This is a genomic window from Pseudomonas soli (assembly GCF_021283165.2).
In the GTDB taxonomy this organism is placed as follows: domain Bacteria; phylum Pseudomonadota; class Gammaproteobacteria; order Pseudomonadales; family Pseudomonadaceae; genus Aquipseudomonas; species Aquipseudomonas soli.
In genome coordinates this window covers 2,311,485-2,327,868 of record NZ_CP128543.1, presented here as the reverse complement: position 1 = coordinate 2,327,868, position 16,384 = coordinate 2,311,485, and the positions used below count along the sequence as shown (strand labels likewise).

The following is a 16,384-nucleotide window of genomic DNA, read 5'->3' as shown; positions in this document are numbered from 1 at the left end:
CTGCGTCCGTTTGCCCCGGCGCCTTGTTATCATCCAGGCTCAACCGGGAGGGAACCCATGCTCGACATACGCCGCGCCAGCCGTCACGACGCGCTGGACACGTACGCCATCCGCCGCCAGGCGATCCTGTGGCAGTGCACCGAAGCCTACGATGCCGCCCTGGCCCAGGCCTGGGCCGACGTACCTTTCACCGAAGGTTACGCGGCCCTGGTCGCCGAGCATTTCCACCTCGCCTGCATGGGCGACACGATCGTCGCCACCGGCATGCTCGACCTGGACAGCGGTGAACTGGGTGCCCTGTTCGTGCTGCCGGCGTTCATGGGCCGTGGCATCGCCCGGGCGATGGTCGAACACCTCGAAGGCATCGCCAGGGCCGAAGGTCTGGAGGCGGTCAACCTGGACTCGACCCTGAACGCAGCGGCGTTCTATCGCCGCTGCGGCTACACCGGCGATGCGCTGTCGGTCTACCAATCCCCATTCGGCCTCGAACTGTCCTGCATCCCCATGCGCAAGGTGCTGGTCGGGGTATAAGATCAGGGCCCCCTGCGCCCCGGAGACTCGCCCCATGCTGCCCACCGCCACCTCCCAGCACAGTGCCCGTCGGGTCCGCTTGCAGGCCCTGCGCGGGCGGGTCGGCCTAGGGCTGGTGGCCGGATTGTCGGTGCTGGCCGGCATGACTGACGCCATCGGCCTGCTGGCGCTGGGCGACTTCGTGTCGTTCATGAGCGGCAACACCACGCGCCTGGCGGTGGCCATCAGCCAGGCGGACTTTTCGCTGATGCTGCGCCTGGCCCTGGCGATTCTCAGTTTCGTGCTGGGCAACACCCTGGGCGTATTGCTGGCCCGCCGCTTGCGCCGCCGCGCCGCGCCCTTGCTGCTGATCGTCGCCAGCCTGCTGGCGTTTGCCACGGCCTGGCCTGCCGCCACCACGTTCCCTGCACTAATCGCGGCCACCCTGGCCATGGGCATGCTCAATGCCGTAGTCGAACAGGTGAACGGCCTGCCAATCGGCCTGACCTACGTCACTGGCGCGCTGTCGCGTTTCGGCCGTGGCCTGGGGCGTTGGTTGCTGGGTGAGCGGCGCCACGGCTGGCGGGTACAGCTGGTGCCCTGGAGCGGCATGTTGCTAGGTGCCGCGCTCGGGGCTTGGCTGCAGCAACGGCTGGGCTTGCAGGCGCTGGCGGCCAGTTGCGCCCTGGCATGCGTGCTGGCGCTGGTGACGCTGTTCATTCCGCGAGCCTGGCAACTGGGCTACATGCCGCGCTGAGGGCCTAGAGCTTGCGCTGAACAGCAGGCGCGCAGCCGTCGATAGTCACTATCGAGCACAGCGATTTCCATCGTGCCACTGTGGCCAATAACCTGGGTTCATCGATCCGACAGCCCCCGGAATCATCCCGATGAACACCACCGCCCGCTTCCTCCTCGCCGCTCTGGCCATCGCTGTGCTGAGCGGTTGCGCCAGCCATCCTGAGCTACGCCCCTACAGCGCCGAGGAAGCCCGTCAACTGCAACTCGAAGCATTGCAACGCCAGGGCCTGAGCCAGGAAGAGTACGAACGCCGCAAACTGGCCGTGGTGCGCGCCGATCACCAGCAAGCCATGACCAACGCCGCCAGGGCCACGACCGCGATCAGCGGTTGACCTCGACGTGGTTCAGGAGCGTGAGCAGGTGCTCCTCGGCCGCCACCGGTTTTTCTACGGGCACCTCGCTCCACGGCCTTTTACGGCAACCTTGACCTTATCGCGGCCCCGCTAAAGCTGTTAGCCTTGCCCTGTTCAGGTCACCACGGACAGCCCATGGCCAACCACAAGATCGAAATCCGCCGGCGCAATGTCGAAAAGATCCTGCAAGCCGCCGAGCAGGTGTTCGCCGACAAGGGCTACGCCGCCACCTCCATGGGCGATATCGCCGAACGGGCGCAACTGCCGCGCTCCAACCTGCACTACTACTTCAGCACCAAGGACGACCTGTACCGCGCCGTGCTGCAGGACCTGCTGGATGTCTGGAAGCAGGATGCCCTGTGCTTCGAGCACTTCGACGACCCGCGGGTGGTACTGACCAGCTACATCCGCGCCAAGATGGGCCACTCGCGCTCGCGGCCGCTGGGCTCGAAGATCTGGGCCGAGGAGATTCTCCACGGCGCCCCGCTGCTGAGCCCCAGCCTGGACGAGATCCTGGTGCCCTGGGCGCAGCTCAAGCAGGCGAAGATCCGCAGCTGGGTCGAGGACGGACGCATCCTGCCGGTGGAACCATCGGCGCTGCTGTACATGATCTGGGCGGCGACCCAGCACTACGCCGACTTCGGTTTCCAGGTGACCCTGCTCAATGACGGTGAGCCGCTGTCGGACATGGCGTTCGAGCAAGCTGTGCAGACGGTGACCGGCGTCATCCTGCGCGGCATCGGCCTGGAGCCCTGAGCGGCACCCTTAGCGCCCCAGGTGCTCGCACAAGAAATCGATGAACACCCGGGTCTTGCGCGGCACATGGTTGCTGTTCGGGTACACCACGCTGATCGGCTGCCTCGGCAGACTGTAGTCCGGCAGTACCCGCCGCAGGGTGCCGTCGGCCAGGTCCTGCTCGACCAGCCAGGCCGGCAGCACGGCCACGCCCAGGCCGGCGCAAGCCATCGCCCGGATGGCGTGCGACGCATTGGACTGGTAGGCCACCCGGCCGACGACGCTTGCACTCCCCGCCTGCGCGCTGTGCAAGGTCCAGGCGGTCGGGCCCTGTAGATTGCTGTTGGCAATCCAGGGTGTTTCCGTCAGTGCCTCGGGCCGTTCGATGGCATGGCGGGCGAGAAAGGCCGGGGCAGCCACCACCACAATGTCGTATTCGGCCAGCTGGCGACTGCGCAGGTTCGAATCCGGCAGCGCGCCAAGGCGCACCACCAGGTCGAGCCGTTCGGCAATCAGGTCGCTCAGCGACGAGTCGGTATCGTAGCTGAGTGACAACGCCGGATAGCGCGCGGCGAACAGCGGGATCAGCGGCAGGATGAAGCGCTCACCGTACTCCCCGGTGGTGCTGATGCGCAGCTTGCCCGATAGGCCGTTGTGCCGGTGCAGCACACTGGCGAAGGCGCCCTCGACATCGCTGACGATCACCTTGAAATCTTCATAGAAACTTTGGCCGGTTTCGGTCGGGGCGATAGCACGGGTGCTGCGCGCCAGCAGCGTCACCCCCAGAGCCTGCTCCAGCGCCTTGACGTGCTGGCTGGCCATGGCTTTGCTGATGCCGAGAAAGTCCGCCGCCTTGGTGAAGGAGCCGAAATCGACCACCGCCAGAAACGTCTGCACCCGGTTGAGCTGGGTGTGGAGGGCCGTGCGCGGCATTGTTCACTTCCATCAAACAGAGTTTCAAGGGTAGCGACATCGACAGGGACAGTCCACGACACCTACTCTGCGCGTCGAAAAGGAGTGGCAATGACGTACCGGTATCGCGTGGCAACGATCTTCCTGATGGGGTTCTTCATCGACTGCATCAACCTGTTCATGCCGACCGTGGCGTTGCCACGGATCGCCGCCGAGTTCGCCATTGGCAACGCCAGCAGCGCATGGGTTGGCAATGCCTACATGCTCGGGCTGACCCTGGCCGTGCCGGTGAGCACCTGGCTGGCCAATCGCTGGGGCGCACGGCGGCTGTTGAGCGCCGCCATGCTGGCGTTCAGCGTGGCGATGTGGGGCTGCGGCGAAGCGCAGAGCTTTGCTGCATTGATTACCTGGCGCCTGGTCCAGGGCATGGCCGGTGGCTTGCTGATCCCCGTAGGACAGGCGCTGACCTTCGAGCTCTTCCAGGGCCCGGAGCGCGCCCGCGTGTCCACCCTGGTGATGGCCGTTGCGCTGCTGGCGCCGGCGCTGTCACCCACCCTTGGCGGATTGATCGTCGACCATGGCCGCTGGCCGTGGGTCTTCCACAGCAACATTCCGCTGACCCTGGTGACGGCGGCGCTGGCCTGGGCCTGGCTTGACCAAGCGCCGGGACCGACAGCGCCACGCCCGGACTTCAAGGGATTGCTGCTGGTCAGCGCCGCCCTGGCCTGCCTGCTGCTGGGCCTGTCGCTGTATGGTGCCGGCCATGGCGCCCTGCTGGCCATCGCCTGCCTGCTGGCGGGTGTATCCTGCGCCCTGCTGTACCGCACCCACTACCAACGCGCGGCGACAGGCATCGTCGAACTCAAACTGCTAGCCAGCCCGCGCCTGCGGGTCTCGATGCAGGTGTACCATGCGATCCCCGGGGTCTTCACCGGGGTCAACCTGTTGAACATCTTCTATCTGCAGGATGTGCTGCAGCTGAGCGCCCAGGCCACCGGCCTGTTCATGCTGCTCTACGCGGCCGGGGCGTTCGCCGCCATGTTGCTGGCCGGCCGCCTGTACAACCGCGTCGGTGCCGCCCGCCTGTTGCTGCTCGGCATGCTCATGCACAGCCTGGGTATCTGCCTGCTGGTCATGGTCGAGACGCCGGCGGACAACGCCCTACTGATGGCGGCCTACGGCCTCATGGGCATCGGCGGCGGCATCGGCGCCAACACCGCCCAGACCACCGCGCTGCTCGACTTCGGCGGCGAGCGGATGCAGCAGGCCAGCGTGCTGTGGAACCTCAATCGACAGATGGCCTTCAGCGTCGGCGCCGCCTTGCTGCTGATGATCTTCAACCTGTTGCTAGCAGGCCTGAGCACGCCGGACGCCTATCACCTGACCTTCAGCCTGGCCGCGCTGCTGGGGCTGGCGCCACTGATGACACTGCACACACTACCCCCGGAGAACCCTCGCCATGCCTGACCACGCGATTGCCCGCGCCGAGCGCAGCATTCATCACGTCCATGAGCTGATCCACAGAATCTTCACCCGCCCAGCGGCCGAGACCCAGGCAGTGCTCGGCGGGCTGATGGCGGTGTTCGCCGATGATTTCAGCATGGTCGGCACGGCGGGCACGGTGGTGACCCGCGCCCAGGTGGAGCAACTGTTCAAGGGCGCGGCCGGCGCACGACCGGGCCTGGAGATCGAGATCAGCGAGGTGCGGGTGGTCTGGCAAGCTGGGGTGAACGTGGCGGTGCGCTACAAGGAAATCCACCGATTGCAGGGGATGGTTCAGGCTCGCTACTCACTGGCACTGTTGGAGTGCAGCAATCGCGGCGTGGTGTGGCGCTGCTTGCATGAAACCGCGACTGCCTAGGCGTTTGCGCTCCTGCGACCCCTCGTCAATCATCCAGACAAGGACTGCTCCACAGCGCCATGCGTGCGCTCGAACTGCAACGGCGTCACCGTGACATGGCCACGCGCCAGTTCCGCCATTTCGCTGCCGGGCTCATCCTCGGTGCGGTGATTGTTCAACTGCAGCCAGTGGTACTCGAAGTGCCGCGGGTCGACCTCGGTACGCACCGATATGCTGTTCAACGGCCCGACGCCCTGGCGCGTCACTTTCAACGGCCGTACGGCCTCCAGGGCACAGTCAGGGAAGTTGACGTTGAGACAGGCATCGGCCGGCCATGGCATGTCCAGCACACCGAGAATCACCTCGGGCGCCAGGTTCAGGCCGATGTTCCAAGGCACCGCTTCGCGGTCGCTGTAGGCCTGGCTCAGGGCGATCGAGCGCACGCCCAGCAGCAACCCGGTCATCGCCGCGCCGACCGTTCCGGAGAACACGGTTTCAGTGCCCAGGTTCGCCCCACGGTTGATTCCGGACAACACCAGGTCGGGCCTGGCGCCCTTGAGCAGGTGCCCCAGCGCCAGCGCCACGCAGTCGCCCGGCGTGCCGGTGACGGCGAAGCGCCGCTCGCCATGACTGCTCACTCGCAGCGGCGCGTGCAGGCTCAGCGAGTGGGAGGTGCCGCTCTGGTCGCGGTGGGGAGCCACCACCCACACCTCCCTGGCCAGCCCTGCCGCCACCTGTTCCAGCACGGCCAGGCCGGGCGCGTCGATGCCATCGTCGTTGGTCAGCAGAATGCGTTCGAATCGGTAGGTCATGGTTAATCCTGTGAAGTTGCCGGTCAAAGTTGCCCCGGCAACGATAGCTCAGACATGCTCCTCCACCCGTCCGACCGCACGCACGCCCTGCTTCCACTCGAGCCCATCGGCACAGCTGGCGGCGTGGCGGCCATTGATCTCCAGCGCGGAGGTGAAGAAGAACTGGCCCACTGTCAGTTCGCCCACCGCATGGATCTGCCGGGAGCTGCCGGTACGGCCCTGCACGCGATAGCTCGTCGGGTCGATGCAGATCCCCCCCTGTGGATGGCGGGTGACCGTGCCATTGTCCAGCAAGGCAGCCAGCAACGGCGAGTCCAGCAGGTCGACGTCGCGCGGGGAACCGATGGCATGAATCAGCCGGTCATAGACATGGCGCCAGCCGCTGCCCTGCAGGACCAGCCCGTCGCCGCCCGGCTGCGGCGCGGCGAACGGACCGGTGACGAACTCCAGCTGGCCACTGCGCAGATAGCTGAGGATCTTGCGCGCATTCTGCGCCGGGATGGAAACCCGATAGGCCATGAAGAAGCTGAAGTACTCGCGCAGGAAGCGCGCCTGCGCGGCATCATCCAGTGCCTGCCAGATGTCCTCGACGAATTCGTTGGTGGCATAGAGGATTGCCTGCCAGATACGCGGTGAGCGGGCGTTTTCGAGTTCCCCTTCGATGAAAGAGGCGATGTCGGCCGGCGGCGCGGGCATGGGGATGACCGCGCTGGCCTTGCCCGGGTCCTGGAAAGCCAGCTCCTTGCGGAACAGGCCGACCAGGTCGCTGATCTGCAAACGGCCGTTCTGTGCCACCAGCGCATGGACGCCTTCACGGGTCAGGTAGCGCAGCGTGACCGGCTCCTGGGTGCCCCGCACCACGGGAAAGTAACCACTGCGCGAATGCATGCGGATGGGGCCTCTATGCCCCCGTTCGATCAACGCGATGACGGTGTCGATGGCGCTCAGTCGCGCGCCGACCACCGCCACCCGCTCGTGGGGCGCCACCACGCGCAGCAGACGGGAAACTGGATACGGCGTGTCCAGCACCCGTGGATCGCCGGACAATTCTGGCTTTTTGCCCAGCGGGCCACAGCACAGCACGACCTTGCCGGTCGGCAAGCTGAGGCCGCAACGGGTGCGCAGGGTTTCCACGCCATCGATCAGGTCGATCGCGCAGACCTCTGCCTGCAACTGCACCAGCTGGCAGCCCAGGGTCGCGCCACGCAATACGATCTGCTTGAGCTGATGCTGCAGATAGATACCAAACAGCGCCCGAGGCGCGAACCCGTCCGCCTCGGGGCGGAAATCGGGGTACGCGCGGCGCCAGGCCTGCGGGCTCTGCTGCAACCACTGCAGGAAATGCCCTGGCAGATGCGGGTATGGCGTGATGAGACCGGTCCTGGTGTTGAGCAGGTTGCTCTCCAGGTCAGCCTCGTAAGCCGCGCCGCGGCCGAAGTCATCCCGTTTCTCGAACAGGTGGATGACGCCGGCCGGCGCGCTGCCGGCGGCCACACGATCCAGATGGCGCTGCAGGAAGGCGATGGCCGTCGCACCGCAGCCGACGATTGCAAAGGCGTTTTTCATCAACTTGCGTCCCTCTCCAGTATTGCTTCCCTGTCCACGGATTGCGTTCCAGCCTCAGGCGAACTCGCCCAGGAAAGTCTTGATGCGCTCGGCACCGGCCAGGACTTTTCCGGCGTCGCCGGAATACGACAGCCGGGCATGCCCCGCCGTGCCGAAGAAACTGCCAGGGATCAGGGCAACGCCGAACTCCTTGAGCAGCACGTCGCAGAACGACTCGTCATCACCGATCATCTGGCCGCGGAACGACCGGCCCAGCGCCTGGCCGATGTCGAGAAACAGGTAGAACGCTCCGGCAGGCTCGCAGAAGCGCAGCAACGGCGCACCGCGCAACACTTCGAGCAAGGCCTCACGCTGCCCGGCCAGACGCTGCCGGGCGGCAATGGAGAAAGCCTGGTCACCCTCCAGTGCCGCTGTCGCCGCCGCAGCAGCGGGGGCCGGCAGGTTGGAGATCGAGTTGGAATTCAGCGTGGTGACCGCATCGGCGATGCGTCGATCCGCCGCCAGCAAGCCGACCCGCCACCCCGGCATGCCGTAGAGCTTGGAAACGCTGTCGATCTTGATGATGCGCCCGGCAAGATCCGGCGCCACCGTCAGCAGGTCGGGACAGCTGTCCATGTCATAGATGAAGCGCTGGTAGACGTCATCGCAAATGATCCAGACGTCATGTTTGCGCAGGACTTGCGCCAGCCCCAGGAGCTCCTCGGCCGAATACACAGCGCCCGTAGGGTTCCCGGGGGAATTGAGCAGCACCACCCGCACCTGTTCGTCGAGGGCCTGTTCCAGCGCCTGGGGGGACATCTTGTAGCCGCTGTGCGCGGTGCAGCGCACATCGACGACATCCGCCCCGACCAGTTCGGCGATATCGAAATAGGTTGGCCAGCACGGGGTCGAGACCAGCAGTTTGTCCCCCGGTCGGATGATCGCCCGCAGCACGCTGAACAACAGGTGCTTGGCGCCGAGGCCCGCGACCAGGTTGCGCTCGTCGAAATGCGTATGGCCAAGGCGACGCAGGTAGCCAAGGTAAGCCTTGAGCAACGCCGGGTCGCCACGACTGGCGCCATAGCCACCGGTGTCCTCGTGGGCCGCCCGCACCGCCGCCTCGACGATATGGGGCGCCGGCAAGAAGCCAGGTACGCCGACCCCAAGGTCGATGACCGGTTGTGGCGCTTCACTGACCTTCTGCGCCACCCCGAGGATCGGACAGAATCGAGCGAATTCCAGATCTGGTGAAAGCGAAGGCATGCAGGATTCTCCAGAAATTCCGTTTCAAGCGGCGCGCACGGCAGAGCGACCACGCGCCATTAGCGCAGCCATGTGGGTGGCCGTCGCGGTGATGATGTCGAGATTGCCGGCACTCGGATCAAGGTAGTCCCCCGCCCCCTCGACCCGCACCATGGTGAACAGGCGGCCTTCGCTGTAGTGCAGGTCGACGATCACCTCGTAGCCCGGAACGGCCTCGCGCACCAGCGCCACGGCCCGCTCCACCTCGCGTCGGGTGGCGGCCAGGTCGACTTGGGCGATCAGTGCCGAGACCGCCGTCTGCATGTAGACATTGGGCTTGGCCGGGTTGATGTTAAGGATCGCCTTGACCTGAGTGCAGCCGGTGAAGCGACGCAGCGCCTGCTCGGTGGTGGTGATGTAGTTGCTCAGGTTGCGGCGGGTGGCGGGGCCTGCGCTTTCGGCGCTGATCGACGACACCACCTCGATATAGCGCACCCCAGGGTTGGCCCGGGCGATGGCGGCTGCCAGCGGGATCGAGGCCTGGCCACCACAGGTGATCATGTTGACGTTGCTCGCTCCGGTCAGCTCCAGGCCGTTGAGCGAAGGCACGCACAGTTGACCCAGGGCTGCCGGGGTGAGGTTGATGATCACCTTGCCGGCCTCGATCAGGCGCGGCGCATGGCGCTCATGGTCGGTGGCCGAGGTGGCGTCGAACACCAGGTCGAACTCGCCGATCCGGGCGAACAGACCTTCGATACCGTCGGCGGTGATGGCGACCCCGCGCTCACGGGCGAAGGCAAGGCCCGCTGAGTGTGGGGAGCGTCCGGCGACCAGCGTGCAGTCCAGGTCCGGATGGGCCAGGACCTTGCACAGGATGTCGCAACCGATGTTGCCGCTGCCGATGATGGCGGTTTTCAGGGACATGAACGCACTCCAGAGTCAGGCAACGGAAGGTTGCGAAAGGCGGCTGGCCACCGAGATGATCAGGTCTTCCTGGCCGGCTACCGCATTGCACTGGGCCAGGGCTTCGTAGATTCGCCGTGGTTCGACGCCGAACTCGCTGGCGGCGCGCGCGACATGTTTTTCGAAACCACTGCACACGCCGTACAGGCCACTGATCAGGTTGGCGGTCTTGACGACCGTGGGCGTGCTGACCGGGGCGATGCTCTCCAACTGCTCGATGGCGCGGCACAGGGCGAAAATGTCCACGCCGGTGGCGAAGCGGTAACGCTCAAGCACCGCGCACAGGGTCTCCAGCTGGGTGTTGCCGGCACCGGCACCGAAGCCGCGCATGCAGCCGTCGACGATCGTCGCCCCGGCCTGGACCGCGGCCAGCGAGTTGGCGATGGCCAGGCCCAGGTTGTTGTGGCCATGGAAGCCCACCGGAATCGAAAGTTCGCTGCTGAGCAAGGCAATCCGCTCACGGGTGCTGTCCGGATCGAGGTGGCCAGCCGAATCCATCAGCACGATGGCGTTGGCACCATAGCCCTGTTGTTTCGTCGCCTCCTCGAGCAACCGCTCGGGGCTGGCCATGTGGCACATCATCAGTACGCCATGCACATACGCGCCGTTGGCGCGCGCATGCTCGATATAGCTTTCGGTCACGCTCGCCTCGGTGCAATGGGAGGCGATGCGCAACACCTCGACACCGATCCGCAGCGCGGTATCGATATCGTCCAGCCTGGCGAAGCCTGGAATCATGTGGATGCCCAGGCGCGTGCGACTGAGGTTGGCGCGCGCGGTCTCGAGCATCTCGGTGTCGGCGTGGCGGGCCAGCCCCAACTGCAGGGACGATGCTCCCAGGCCATTGCCGTGGCCGACCTCGACCACGCTCAGGCCGCAGCTGTCGACTGCACGGCAATAGGCGGCGATATCTTCCAGGCTCAACGAATGGGAGACGGCATGGTTGCCGTCGCGCAGGGTCGGATCATGAATGGCGATTGCAGCGGTCATCGAGATCAGGTCCTTGTGATCGAAGGTTCAGTTGCGCGGTGCGTCGGTAACCGGTTCGGGCTGGAGCAACCGCTTGGGCAGGAACGCCGGAGAGATATGAATGATCGACATGCGCACCACGTGGTTGAGCATGACGAAGGCAGGATCGAGCTTGAGCAACAGGGCGGCCGCGGTCATCACCTCGACACCGCCCGGCACCCAGGACATGAACAGCGCCAGGAAAGGTTTGCCGGTGAGCTGGGCGGCGAGCGCGGCCACCAGCAAGGTGGTGCAAAACGTCAGCGTGGTCACCACCAGGCCAGCACGCACGTATCGCAGTACGTCTCCCAAGGTGATGTCGCGCAGGCGAATACCGATCAAGCCACCCAGCAGGATCAACGCCACCATCGCCACCGGGTCGGGCACGTGCAGGTTGACCGACGGCATGCCGATGTTGACGGCGGCCGCACAGACCAGGCCGGTAAGCATGTACGGCGCGGGCACATCGAAGCGCTCCAGCAGATAGCCGGCGGCGACCGCGACCAGCGCCACCGGGACGATCCGCAGGTAGTCGCCCAGGGTGCCGGTGGCCGGCACCGCACTGTCGCCATGCCCGCCTGCGATCAGCGTCACCACCAGCAACAGCGCCAATAATCGGACGATATGCACGAAGGCGATTCGGCCAGAGGCCGGTCCCTCCTCCCCCGACACCGTCATCACCGCCGCCATGGCGCCGGGAATGGCACTGAGCAGGCTTTCGATATGGCCCCACTTCTCCATGCGGCGCAGCCAGTTGTAGCCCACCAGGATCTGTGTGGTCATGCACACCAGCAGCCCGAGCAGAATGCTGAAGTCAGTGAGCTCGTGCATCATCGAGGCGGTGACCGTGGAGCCGACACTGATCCCCAACAGCAACTGCACGGTGGCCACGAACGGGAATGGCATGCGCATGCGCACGCCCCACTTGCTCAACGCCGTGACCGCGCAGATGGCGCCGATCAGTTCACCGAGCGGCAGCCCGCTGAGAAATCCCAGCCAGGCCCCCAGGGCCGCGACCGGAATGGGGATGAGGCTCTCGATCAAAGGTTTCATGGCATCGTCACCTGTCTGCAGGCATGACCGTCCCGACTGGCGGCACGGTCAGCAAAAGTGATTGAGGAACAGGACAGTCAAGCGGCTAGACGGCGGCCGCTTCGTTGCCCGCCCAGTCGCAGCTTTCGTGGAACCAGCGCTCGACTTCGCCAAGCCGCAGTTGCAGCTCACGCTCGTTGCGCCCGGCGACGATGGCATTGAGGATTTCCGAGTTGGTGAACTCCATCGACCGGTAGGCGGTCATCCTGCTCGCCGATATGCGGTACTCCAGCACGCCGTCGAGCGGGCAGTCGCTCGGCACCTCGCGCAACAGGCCGACTCGCGGTGGAATGCTGATGTGCCCGACCATCTGCCGCGGTTCGATCATGGACGCCGGACGATACGCGGGATCGCGCAGCGCGCGCAGGAAGGTCATGCGCGGGTCCAGGCCCCAGGCATGGCTGATCTCCTGGTTGAAGAACACCCCGCCCAGCCTCGAGGCGATTTCGCACAGGACAATCTCGCCCGTGTCGGTGACGAACAGTTCAAGGTGGAACAGCAGGGTCGGCTCGGAAGGCAGCACATCCTCGACCAGCGCACGGGCATAGCGCACCAGCTTGTCGCGCATCGGATTGCTGGCATCGAGCATGTGCAGGTCGTGGGCCTTGCCGCCGAGGAAGTCCAGCGCCGAGGTCATCACCCGCACAGGCGACACAAGGATCGGCTTGCCGTCGATGTAAAGGCCGTTGACGATGTAGTGGCTGCCCCGCACATAGCGCTCGATCATCAGGTTGTGGAAGGTGGTGGCGCCACGCGCAGCCAGCCACTGGCGAAGCTGCGACATGTCCCTGAGTACTTCCACGCCGTTCGAGCCACGACCATCGCGCGGTTTGACCACCACCGGGAAGCCGTGCTGCTCACTGAACTGGATCGCTGCGGTGGCATGGGTCAGCGGCGCCATGTCGGCGACGGCGAAACCACGGTCGCGGGCCCTCTGCTTCATGAAGAACTTGTCGCGATAGAACATCGCGCGCCCCTCGGCGCCCTGGCTGACACCCAGCCGGTCGTTGATGCGCGCCACCCGCAGCACATCGATCTCGGCCAGTGCCACGCACAACGGATCGCGCATCTCGCGGGCCATGTCATGGACATCCACCTCGACCAGCGCGTTGTCGTTGAAATAGTCGAACAACCGGTACACCACTTGATCGCCAAGATGCGCGGTGATTTCCTGGGCGCGGGAGTTGCAGCTCAGCAGCATGCCTCCCGGCCCTAGGGCGTCGGCCCAGCTTTGCGCGCTGTGCTGGAGAATGATCTTGGGTGGGCAGAAGACGATCAGCTGCATGAGGCGTTCCTTGCGTGCTTGCATAAGTCAGAAAGTGACCAGGCACCAGGGCCAGGCTCACCACTGATTCTGCTGAGGAGTCGGCGGCCGATGCCAATACCGATTCAGTCGTTATTGATACTCCCCACCTAGCCCATGCAGGTGGTTTGCAAGGCGTGCGAAAGCGCTGCCATGTCGGGGAACATGGCAGGCGTCTTTCAGGCGGGACTCAGCCGGTCAGATCAGGCAGGCGGCGCAGTCGCGCATCACCTCGGCCTTGCGCTGCAGGTATTGGGCAAAGACTTCACGGGCCGTAGCCCTGTCCACGGCGATGCCCATGGCCTTGACGAAGGCCTCGACCGCCTCGACCGCGTGGGCGAAATGATTGCTTTCGGTCCCCCCGGTGTGCACGGTGACCCAGGCCACAGTCTTGCGCACCTGCTCGGGCGGGACCCCCATGTCGCGCTCGAACCAGCGGGTGTACAACGGATGGATGTACTCCACCTCACCGTGGGTGTAGACCTCATGCACCAGCGTGGTCAGCAGGCCCTGGAGCAGGTCACGGTCACGCAGACGGCGGGTATCGGTCCAGTCCTTGAACGCCTGCGCCGACGGCAGGCAGTTTTCCTTGAGCAGCCACTGGTCGTCGCCACACAGTGGCGTGGCCATGTTGTAGAACAGGTCGGCATGCAAGATGTTGCCCAGCGCCCCCAGGTCCTCGTCGGTGATTCGCTGCAGGCTGCCGCACACCTGGTAGATCTGCTGCGCGGCGGCGCTGCCCTGCTCGGAACGCGCCAGCAGGGTCAAGCGATTGGCCAGGCCGGAGACGCTGGCGGCCGAGTTGTTGGTCTTCGACCAGCTGGCGAAGAACTTGCGTAACGCCGCGGCGTCATGGCGGCGCGAAGTCAGCACCTGGAACGCCTCCTCGATGTCGACCAGCGCGGCCTCCTGGTTGCGGAACTCATCCCATAGCGCCTGTTTCAGCACGCCGGCAGGCATCTCCTGCAACACCGGTTCAATCACACTCAGCAACTGGCTGTGCACGGTCGGCAAGTTACTCACGGTCATCTCACTCTTTTCCTTGTTGGATGATGATGTAGCGCGTTGAGGAAACGATTCATTGCAATGGCTGGACCGCCGGCCCGCGGACCGGCGCCACCCGCCAGCTGCCCCGCGCGATCAGCAGCGGCAGCAGCTGGAACACCACGATCAGGGCGACGCAGCCGCCCCAGCCCCAGCGTTCCCACAGGCCGCCGGGCACGAAGGCGCCGAAGCTGCCGCCAAGGTAGTAGCAGCTCAGGTACAGACCGACCGCGGCGGATTTCTGCCGTGGTGCCTGGGCGGTGATGAAGGCATTGGCAGCGGCCTGGGCGAGAAACACGCCGGTGGAGCTGAGCGCCAGGCCCAGCACGATCAACCATAGCGACGGGGAAAGGGTCAGGGCCGAGCCGGCGATGCCCAGGTATCCGGCCACCCGCACCAGGTCGGCATGGGGTCGCGCCTTGCTCAGGCGTCCGGCCAGCGGCACCACCACAAGCGCCAGCAGGAACACTGCGTAGATGGCACCCAGCGCTGCAGTGCCCAGGGCGAACGGGGCCTCGCTCAGGTGCAGGCCCACATAGGTGAAAGTCGCGACCTGGGCGAACAAGACACAGAACCCCACGGCATAGGCCCCCAGCAGCGGCCTGCTGGCAAGCTCGCCAAGCGCCAGCGGCTCACGCCGGGCCGCTGGCGGATTGCGCGGCAACAGCAGCGCGATGCCCAGCGCAACCGCCAGGCTGAGCCCTGCCTGGACCGTCAATGCCACACGCCAGTCGGCAAGCTCGGTGACCAGGCCGGTGAGGAAACGCCCGCAGAAACCGCCGAAGATCGTGCCGGCAACATAGACGCTGGTCATTTCGGTCACGGCACCGCCCTGCCAGCGCACGCCGATGTAGGCCACGCTGGTGGCGAACACCATCGGGATGAACAACCCCTGCACCGAACGCCACAGCAGGAATTCACCAAAGCTGCCCGCCCACGCCGCCAACAACGCCGGCAGCGCCAGCAACAGCGCCGCCCCGGCGATGACCCGATGCTGTTCACCCCGAGCCGTCAGCCAGCCGACAAAAGGCGCGGTCAAGGCCACGACCAGGATCGTCACGGTGATGCTCCAGCTGGCCTGTCGCAGCGTGACCGCAAAGGCACGGGTCAATTCAGTAAGCAGGCCTTGGGTGGAATACAGGTTTAGAAATGCGGCACATCCGCCAAGAAATAGGGCAATCCGGGGGAAGTCGGCGGAAAAACGCATGCAAACACTCGTAAAAAATTTTTACATGTTTATAAGGTAGGACGAATTTTGGATCCAATACCTATTGCCGACCGATTGATACTCAAGGAAGAACATCATGGATTTGCGCCGACTGCGCTGTTTCCTGGTTGTGAGCGAGGAATTGCATTTCGGCCGTGCGGCTGCGCGCCTGCACATGGCCCAGCCGCCGCTGACGCGACAGATATCGGCACTGGAGACTGAGCTTGGGTTTCGCCTGTTCGACCGCAGCACCCGCAATGTCAGCCTGACCACCGCGGGCCGTCACCTGCTGCCCTACGCTCGCGGCGTGCTCGAGCAGGTCGACCTGACCACAGCGATCACCAGCAAGCTGGCGGCGGGCTCGGCCGGCCAACTGACGGTGGGCTACGCCAGTTCGATCGCCCTCTCGGACACCTTCAGCCATACCATCCAGGCGTTCTGCTCGAAGTACCCGGATGTGCAGTTGAATGTGGAGGAAGGTGCTTCCAGCACCCAGTGGACGCAACTAATCGAAGGCCGCCTGGATATCGGCATGAGCCGTATGCACCCGCCGGGCGACAACCCTCAGGTCCAGGCCATCTGCCTGGACAACGAGCCGCTGGTCGCGGCCGTTCCCAGCGACAGCCCCCTCGCCGGGCAGTTGCAGGTCAACCTGGCCGAGCTCGGCGAACTGCCGCTGATCACCTTCCCCGCGGATTACGGCTCGGGCTTGAACGAAATCATCCTCGGCCTGTACCGCCGCCACGGGCTGACGCCACGGCCGGCTCCGAGCGGCCGGCAGATCACCTCGATCATCGCCCTGGTCGCTGCGGGCCGCGGCGTCGCGGTGGTACCGCAGTGCACCCGGTCCTTGGTCAGGCGTGGCGTGTCCTACCTGCCGTTGGCCGAGCCCGGCGCCTGCGCGCCGCTGCTGGTACTGACGCGCAGGCACGAGCGCAGTCCGCTGGTGCGGGCGTTCGTCGAGGTGATCGAGCAGACCTTGCGCAGTGGTCAGAGTGGTTAGATCAAATCTCCCACGAG

General features: G+C 65.3%; 17 protein-coding genes. 7 read left to right on the top strand and 10 right to left on the bottom strand.

Annotated elements, in window-relative coordinates; translation table 11 throughout:
- Positions 1-57 precede the first annotated feature (57 nt).
- From LU688_RS10890 to LU688_RS10875, 4 genes are all read left to right on the top strand, one after another.
- Positions 58-531, top strand: coding sequence for a GNAT family N-acetyltransferase (locus LU688_RS10890; protein WP_094010435.1), 474 nt, complete (start codon positions 58-60; stop codon positions 529-531).
- A gap of 34 nt (positions 532-565) precedes the next feature.
- Positions 566-1,267, top strand: a complete 702-nt coding sequence (locus LU688_RS10885) for a YoaK family protein (RefSeq protein WP_038705833.1) — start codon at positions 566-568, stop codon at positions 1,265-1,267.
- Between the two features lie 130 nt (positions 1,268-1,397).
- Positions 1,398-1,640 carry a hypothetical protein gene (locus LU688_RS10880; protein ID WP_094010436.1) on the top strand — a complete coding sequence of 81 codons (243 nt, stop codon included), beginning with the start codon at positions 1,398-1,400 and terminating at the stop codon, positions 1,638-1,640.
- Between the two features lie 156 nt (positions 1,641-1,796).
- Complete coding sequence (locus LU688_RS10875; RefSeq protein ID WP_023631488.1) at positions 1,797-2,417, top strand: TetR/AcrR family transcriptional regulator; 621 nt, start codon at positions 1,797-1,799, stop codon at positions 2,415-2,417.
- A 9-nt stretch (positions 2,418-2,426) separates the two neighbouring features.
- On the opposite strand, the gene LU688_RS10870 is transcribed toward LU688_RS10875, so the two are convergent.
- A complete protein-coding gene (locus LU688_RS10870; RefSeq protein ID WP_094010437.1) occupies positions 2,427-3,329 on the bottom strand; it encodes a LysR family transcriptional regulator in 903 nt (300 codons plus the stop codon).
- Positions 3,330-3,419: 90 nt separating this feature from the next.
- Between LU688_RS10870 and LU688_RS10865 the strand changes: the two genes are divergently transcribed.
- Both LU688_RS10865 and LU688_RS10860 read left to right on the top strand, forming a co-directional pair.
- The gene (locus LU688_RS10865) at positions 3,420-4,775 is read left to right on the top strand and encodes an MFS transporter (protein ID WP_160290563.1); all 1,356 of its coding nucleotides are present in this window, start codon (positions 3,420-3,422) and stop codon (positions 4,773-4,775) included.
- Complete coding sequence (locus LU688_RS10860; RefSeq protein WP_023631690.1) at positions 4,768-5,169, top strand: DUF4440 domain-containing protein; 402 nt, start codon at positions 4,768-4,770, stop codon at positions 5,167-5,169. The genes LU688_RS10865 and LU688_RS10860 overlap by 8 nt, the downstream gene beginning before the upstream one ends.
- Positions 5,170-5,198: 29 nt before the next feature.
- Here the strand turns inward: LU688_RS10860 and surE are convergent, their stop codons facing one another.
- From surE to LU688_RS10815, 9 genes are all read right to left on the bottom strand, one after another.
- Positions 5,199-5,960 carry a 5'/3'-nucleotidase SurE gene (gene surE / locus LU688_RS10855; RefSeq protein ID WP_094010439.1) on the bottom strand — a complete coding sequence of 254 codons (762 nt, stop codon included), beginning with the start codon at positions 5,958-5,960 and terminating at the stop codon, positions 5,199-5,201.
- Between the two features lie 48 nt (positions 5,961-6,008).
- Positions 6,009-7,526 (bottom strand): FAD/NAD(P)-binding protein, encoded by a 1,518-nt coding sequence (locus LU688_RS10850; protein ID WP_104444151.1) that lies wholly within the window; start codon positions 7,524-7,526, stop codon positions 6,009-6,011.
- A 54-nt stretch (positions 7,527-7,580) separates the two neighbouring features.
- A complete protein-coding gene (locus tag LU688_RS10845) occupies positions 7,581-8,768 on the bottom strand; it encodes a pyridoxal phosphate-dependent aminotransferase (RefSeq protein WP_232887976.1) in 1,188 nt (395 codons plus the stop codon).
- A 24-nt stretch (positions 8,769-8,792) separates the two neighbouring features.
- Positions 8,793-9,671 carry an acetaldehyde dehydrogenase (acetylating) gene (locus LU688_RS10840; RefSeq protein WP_023630165.1) on the bottom strand — a complete coding sequence of 293 codons (879 nt, stop codon included), beginning with the start codon at positions 9,669-9,671 and terminating at the stop codon, positions 8,793-8,795.
- 15 nt (positions 9,672-9,686) lie between these two features.
- A complete protein-coding gene (dmpG, locus tag LU688_RS10835; protein WP_104444153.1) occupies positions 9,687-10,700 on the bottom strand; it encodes a 4-hydroxy-2-oxovalerate aldolase in 1,014 nt (337 codons plus the stop codon).
- Between the two features lie 27 nt (positions 10,701-10,727).
- The gene (locus tag LU688_RS10830) at positions 10,728-11,771 is read right to left on the bottom strand and encodes an AbrB family transcriptional regulator (RefSeq protein ID WP_023630163.1); all 1,044 of its coding nucleotides are present in this window, start codon (positions 11,769-11,771) and stop codon (positions 10,728-10,730) included.
- Positions 11,772-11,856: 85 nt separating this feature from the next.
- Complete coding sequence (locus LU688_RS10825; protein ID WP_094010443.1) at positions 11,857-13,095, bottom strand: ATP-grasp domain-containing protein; 1,239 nt, start codon at positions 13,093-13,095, stop codon at positions 11,857-11,859.
- 216 nt (positions 13,096-13,311) lie between these two features.
- Positions 13,312-14,142, bottom strand: a complete 831-nt coding sequence (locus LU688_RS10820; protein ID WP_094010444.1) for a hypothetical protein — start codon at positions 14,140-14,142, stop codon at positions 13,312-13,314.
- A gap of 49 nt (positions 14,143-14,191) precedes the next feature.
- Entirely contained in the window at positions 14,192-15,364 is a 1,173-nt protein-coding gene (locus LU688_RS10815; protein WP_038705829.1) for an MFS transporter, read from the bottom strand.
- 94 nt (positions 15,365-15,458) lie between these two features.
- Between LU688_RS10815 and LU688_RS10810 the strand changes: the two genes are divergently transcribed.
- On the top strand, positions 15,459-16,367 hold the full coding sequence (locus LU688_RS10810; protein ID WP_160290569.1) for a LysR family transcriptional regulator: 909 nt from the start codon (positions 15,459-15,461) through the stop codon (positions 16,365-16,367).
- Positions 16,368-16,384 lie beyond the last annotated feature (17 nt).

What these genes read in the sequence shown, in the direction of transcription:
- LU688_RS10850 (WP_104444151.1), bottom strand. Translation starts at nt 7,526, where the DNA reads ATGAAAAACGCCTTTGCAATCGTCGGCTGCGGTGCGACGGCCATCGCC.
- LU688_RS10845 (WP_232887976.1), bottom strand. Translation starts at nt 8,768, where the DNA reads ATGCCTTCGCTTTCACCAGATCTGGAATTCGCTCGATTCTGTCCGATC.
- LU688_RS10820 (WP_094010444.1), bottom strand. Translation starts at nt 14,142, where the DNA reads ATGACCGTGAGTAACTTGCCGACCGTGCACAGCCAGTTGCTGAGTGTG.
- LU688_RS10875 (WP_023631488.1), top strand. Translation starts at nt 1,797, where the DNA reads ATGGCCAACCACAAGATCGAAATCCGCCGGCGCAATGTCGAAAAGATC.
- LU688_RS10865 (WP_160290563.1), top strand. Translation starts at nt 3,420, where the DNA reads ATGACGTACCGGTATCGCGTGGCAACGATCTTCCTGATGGGGTTCTTC.
- LU688_RS10840 (WP_023630165.1), bottom strand. Translation starts at nt 9,671, where the DNA reads ATGTCCCTGAAAACCGCCATCATCGGCAGCGGCAACATCGGTTGCGAC.
- dmpG (WP_104444153.1), bottom strand. Translation starts at nt 10,700, where the DNA reads ATGACCGCTGCAATCGCCATTCATGATCCGACCCTGCGCGACGGCAAC.
- LU688_RS10815 (WP_038705829.1), bottom strand. Translation starts at nt 15,364, where the DNA reads ATGCGTTTTTCCGCCGACTTCCCCCGGATTGCCCTATTTCTTGGCGGA.
- LU688_RS10825 (WP_094010443.1), bottom strand. Translation starts at nt 13,095, where the DNA reads ATGCAGCTGATCGTCTTCTGCCCACCCAAGATCATTCTCCAGCACAGC.
- LU688_RS10885 (WP_038705833.1), top strand. Translation starts at nt 566, where the DNA reads ATGCTGCCCACCGCCACCTCCCAGCACAGTGCCCGTCGGGTCCGCTTG.
- LU688_RS10870 (WP_094010437.1), bottom strand. Translation starts at nt 3,329, where the DNA reads ATGCCGCGCACGGCCCTCCACACCCAGCTCAACCGGGTGCAGACGTTT.
- surE (WP_094010439.1), bottom strand. Translation starts at nt 5,960, where the DNA reads ATGACCTACCGATTCGAACGCATTCTGCTGACCAACGACGATGGCATC.
- LU688_RS10880 (WP_094010436.1), top strand. Translation starts at nt 1,398, where the DNA reads ATGAACACCACCGCCCGCTTCCTCCTCGCCGCTCTGGCCATCGCTGTG.
- LU688_RS10860 (WP_023631690.1), top strand. Translation starts at nt 4,768, where the DNA reads ATGCCTGACCACGCGATTGCCCGCGCCGAGCGCAGCATTCATCACGTC.
- LU688_RS10830 (WP_023630163.1), bottom strand. Translation starts at nt 11,771, where the DNA reads ATGAAACCTTTGATCGAGAGCCTCATCCCCATTCCGGTCGCGGCCCTG.
- LU688_RS10890 (WP_094010435.1), top strand. Translation starts at nt 58, where the DNA reads ATGCTCGACATACGCCGCGCCAGCCGTCACGACGCGCTGGACACGTAC.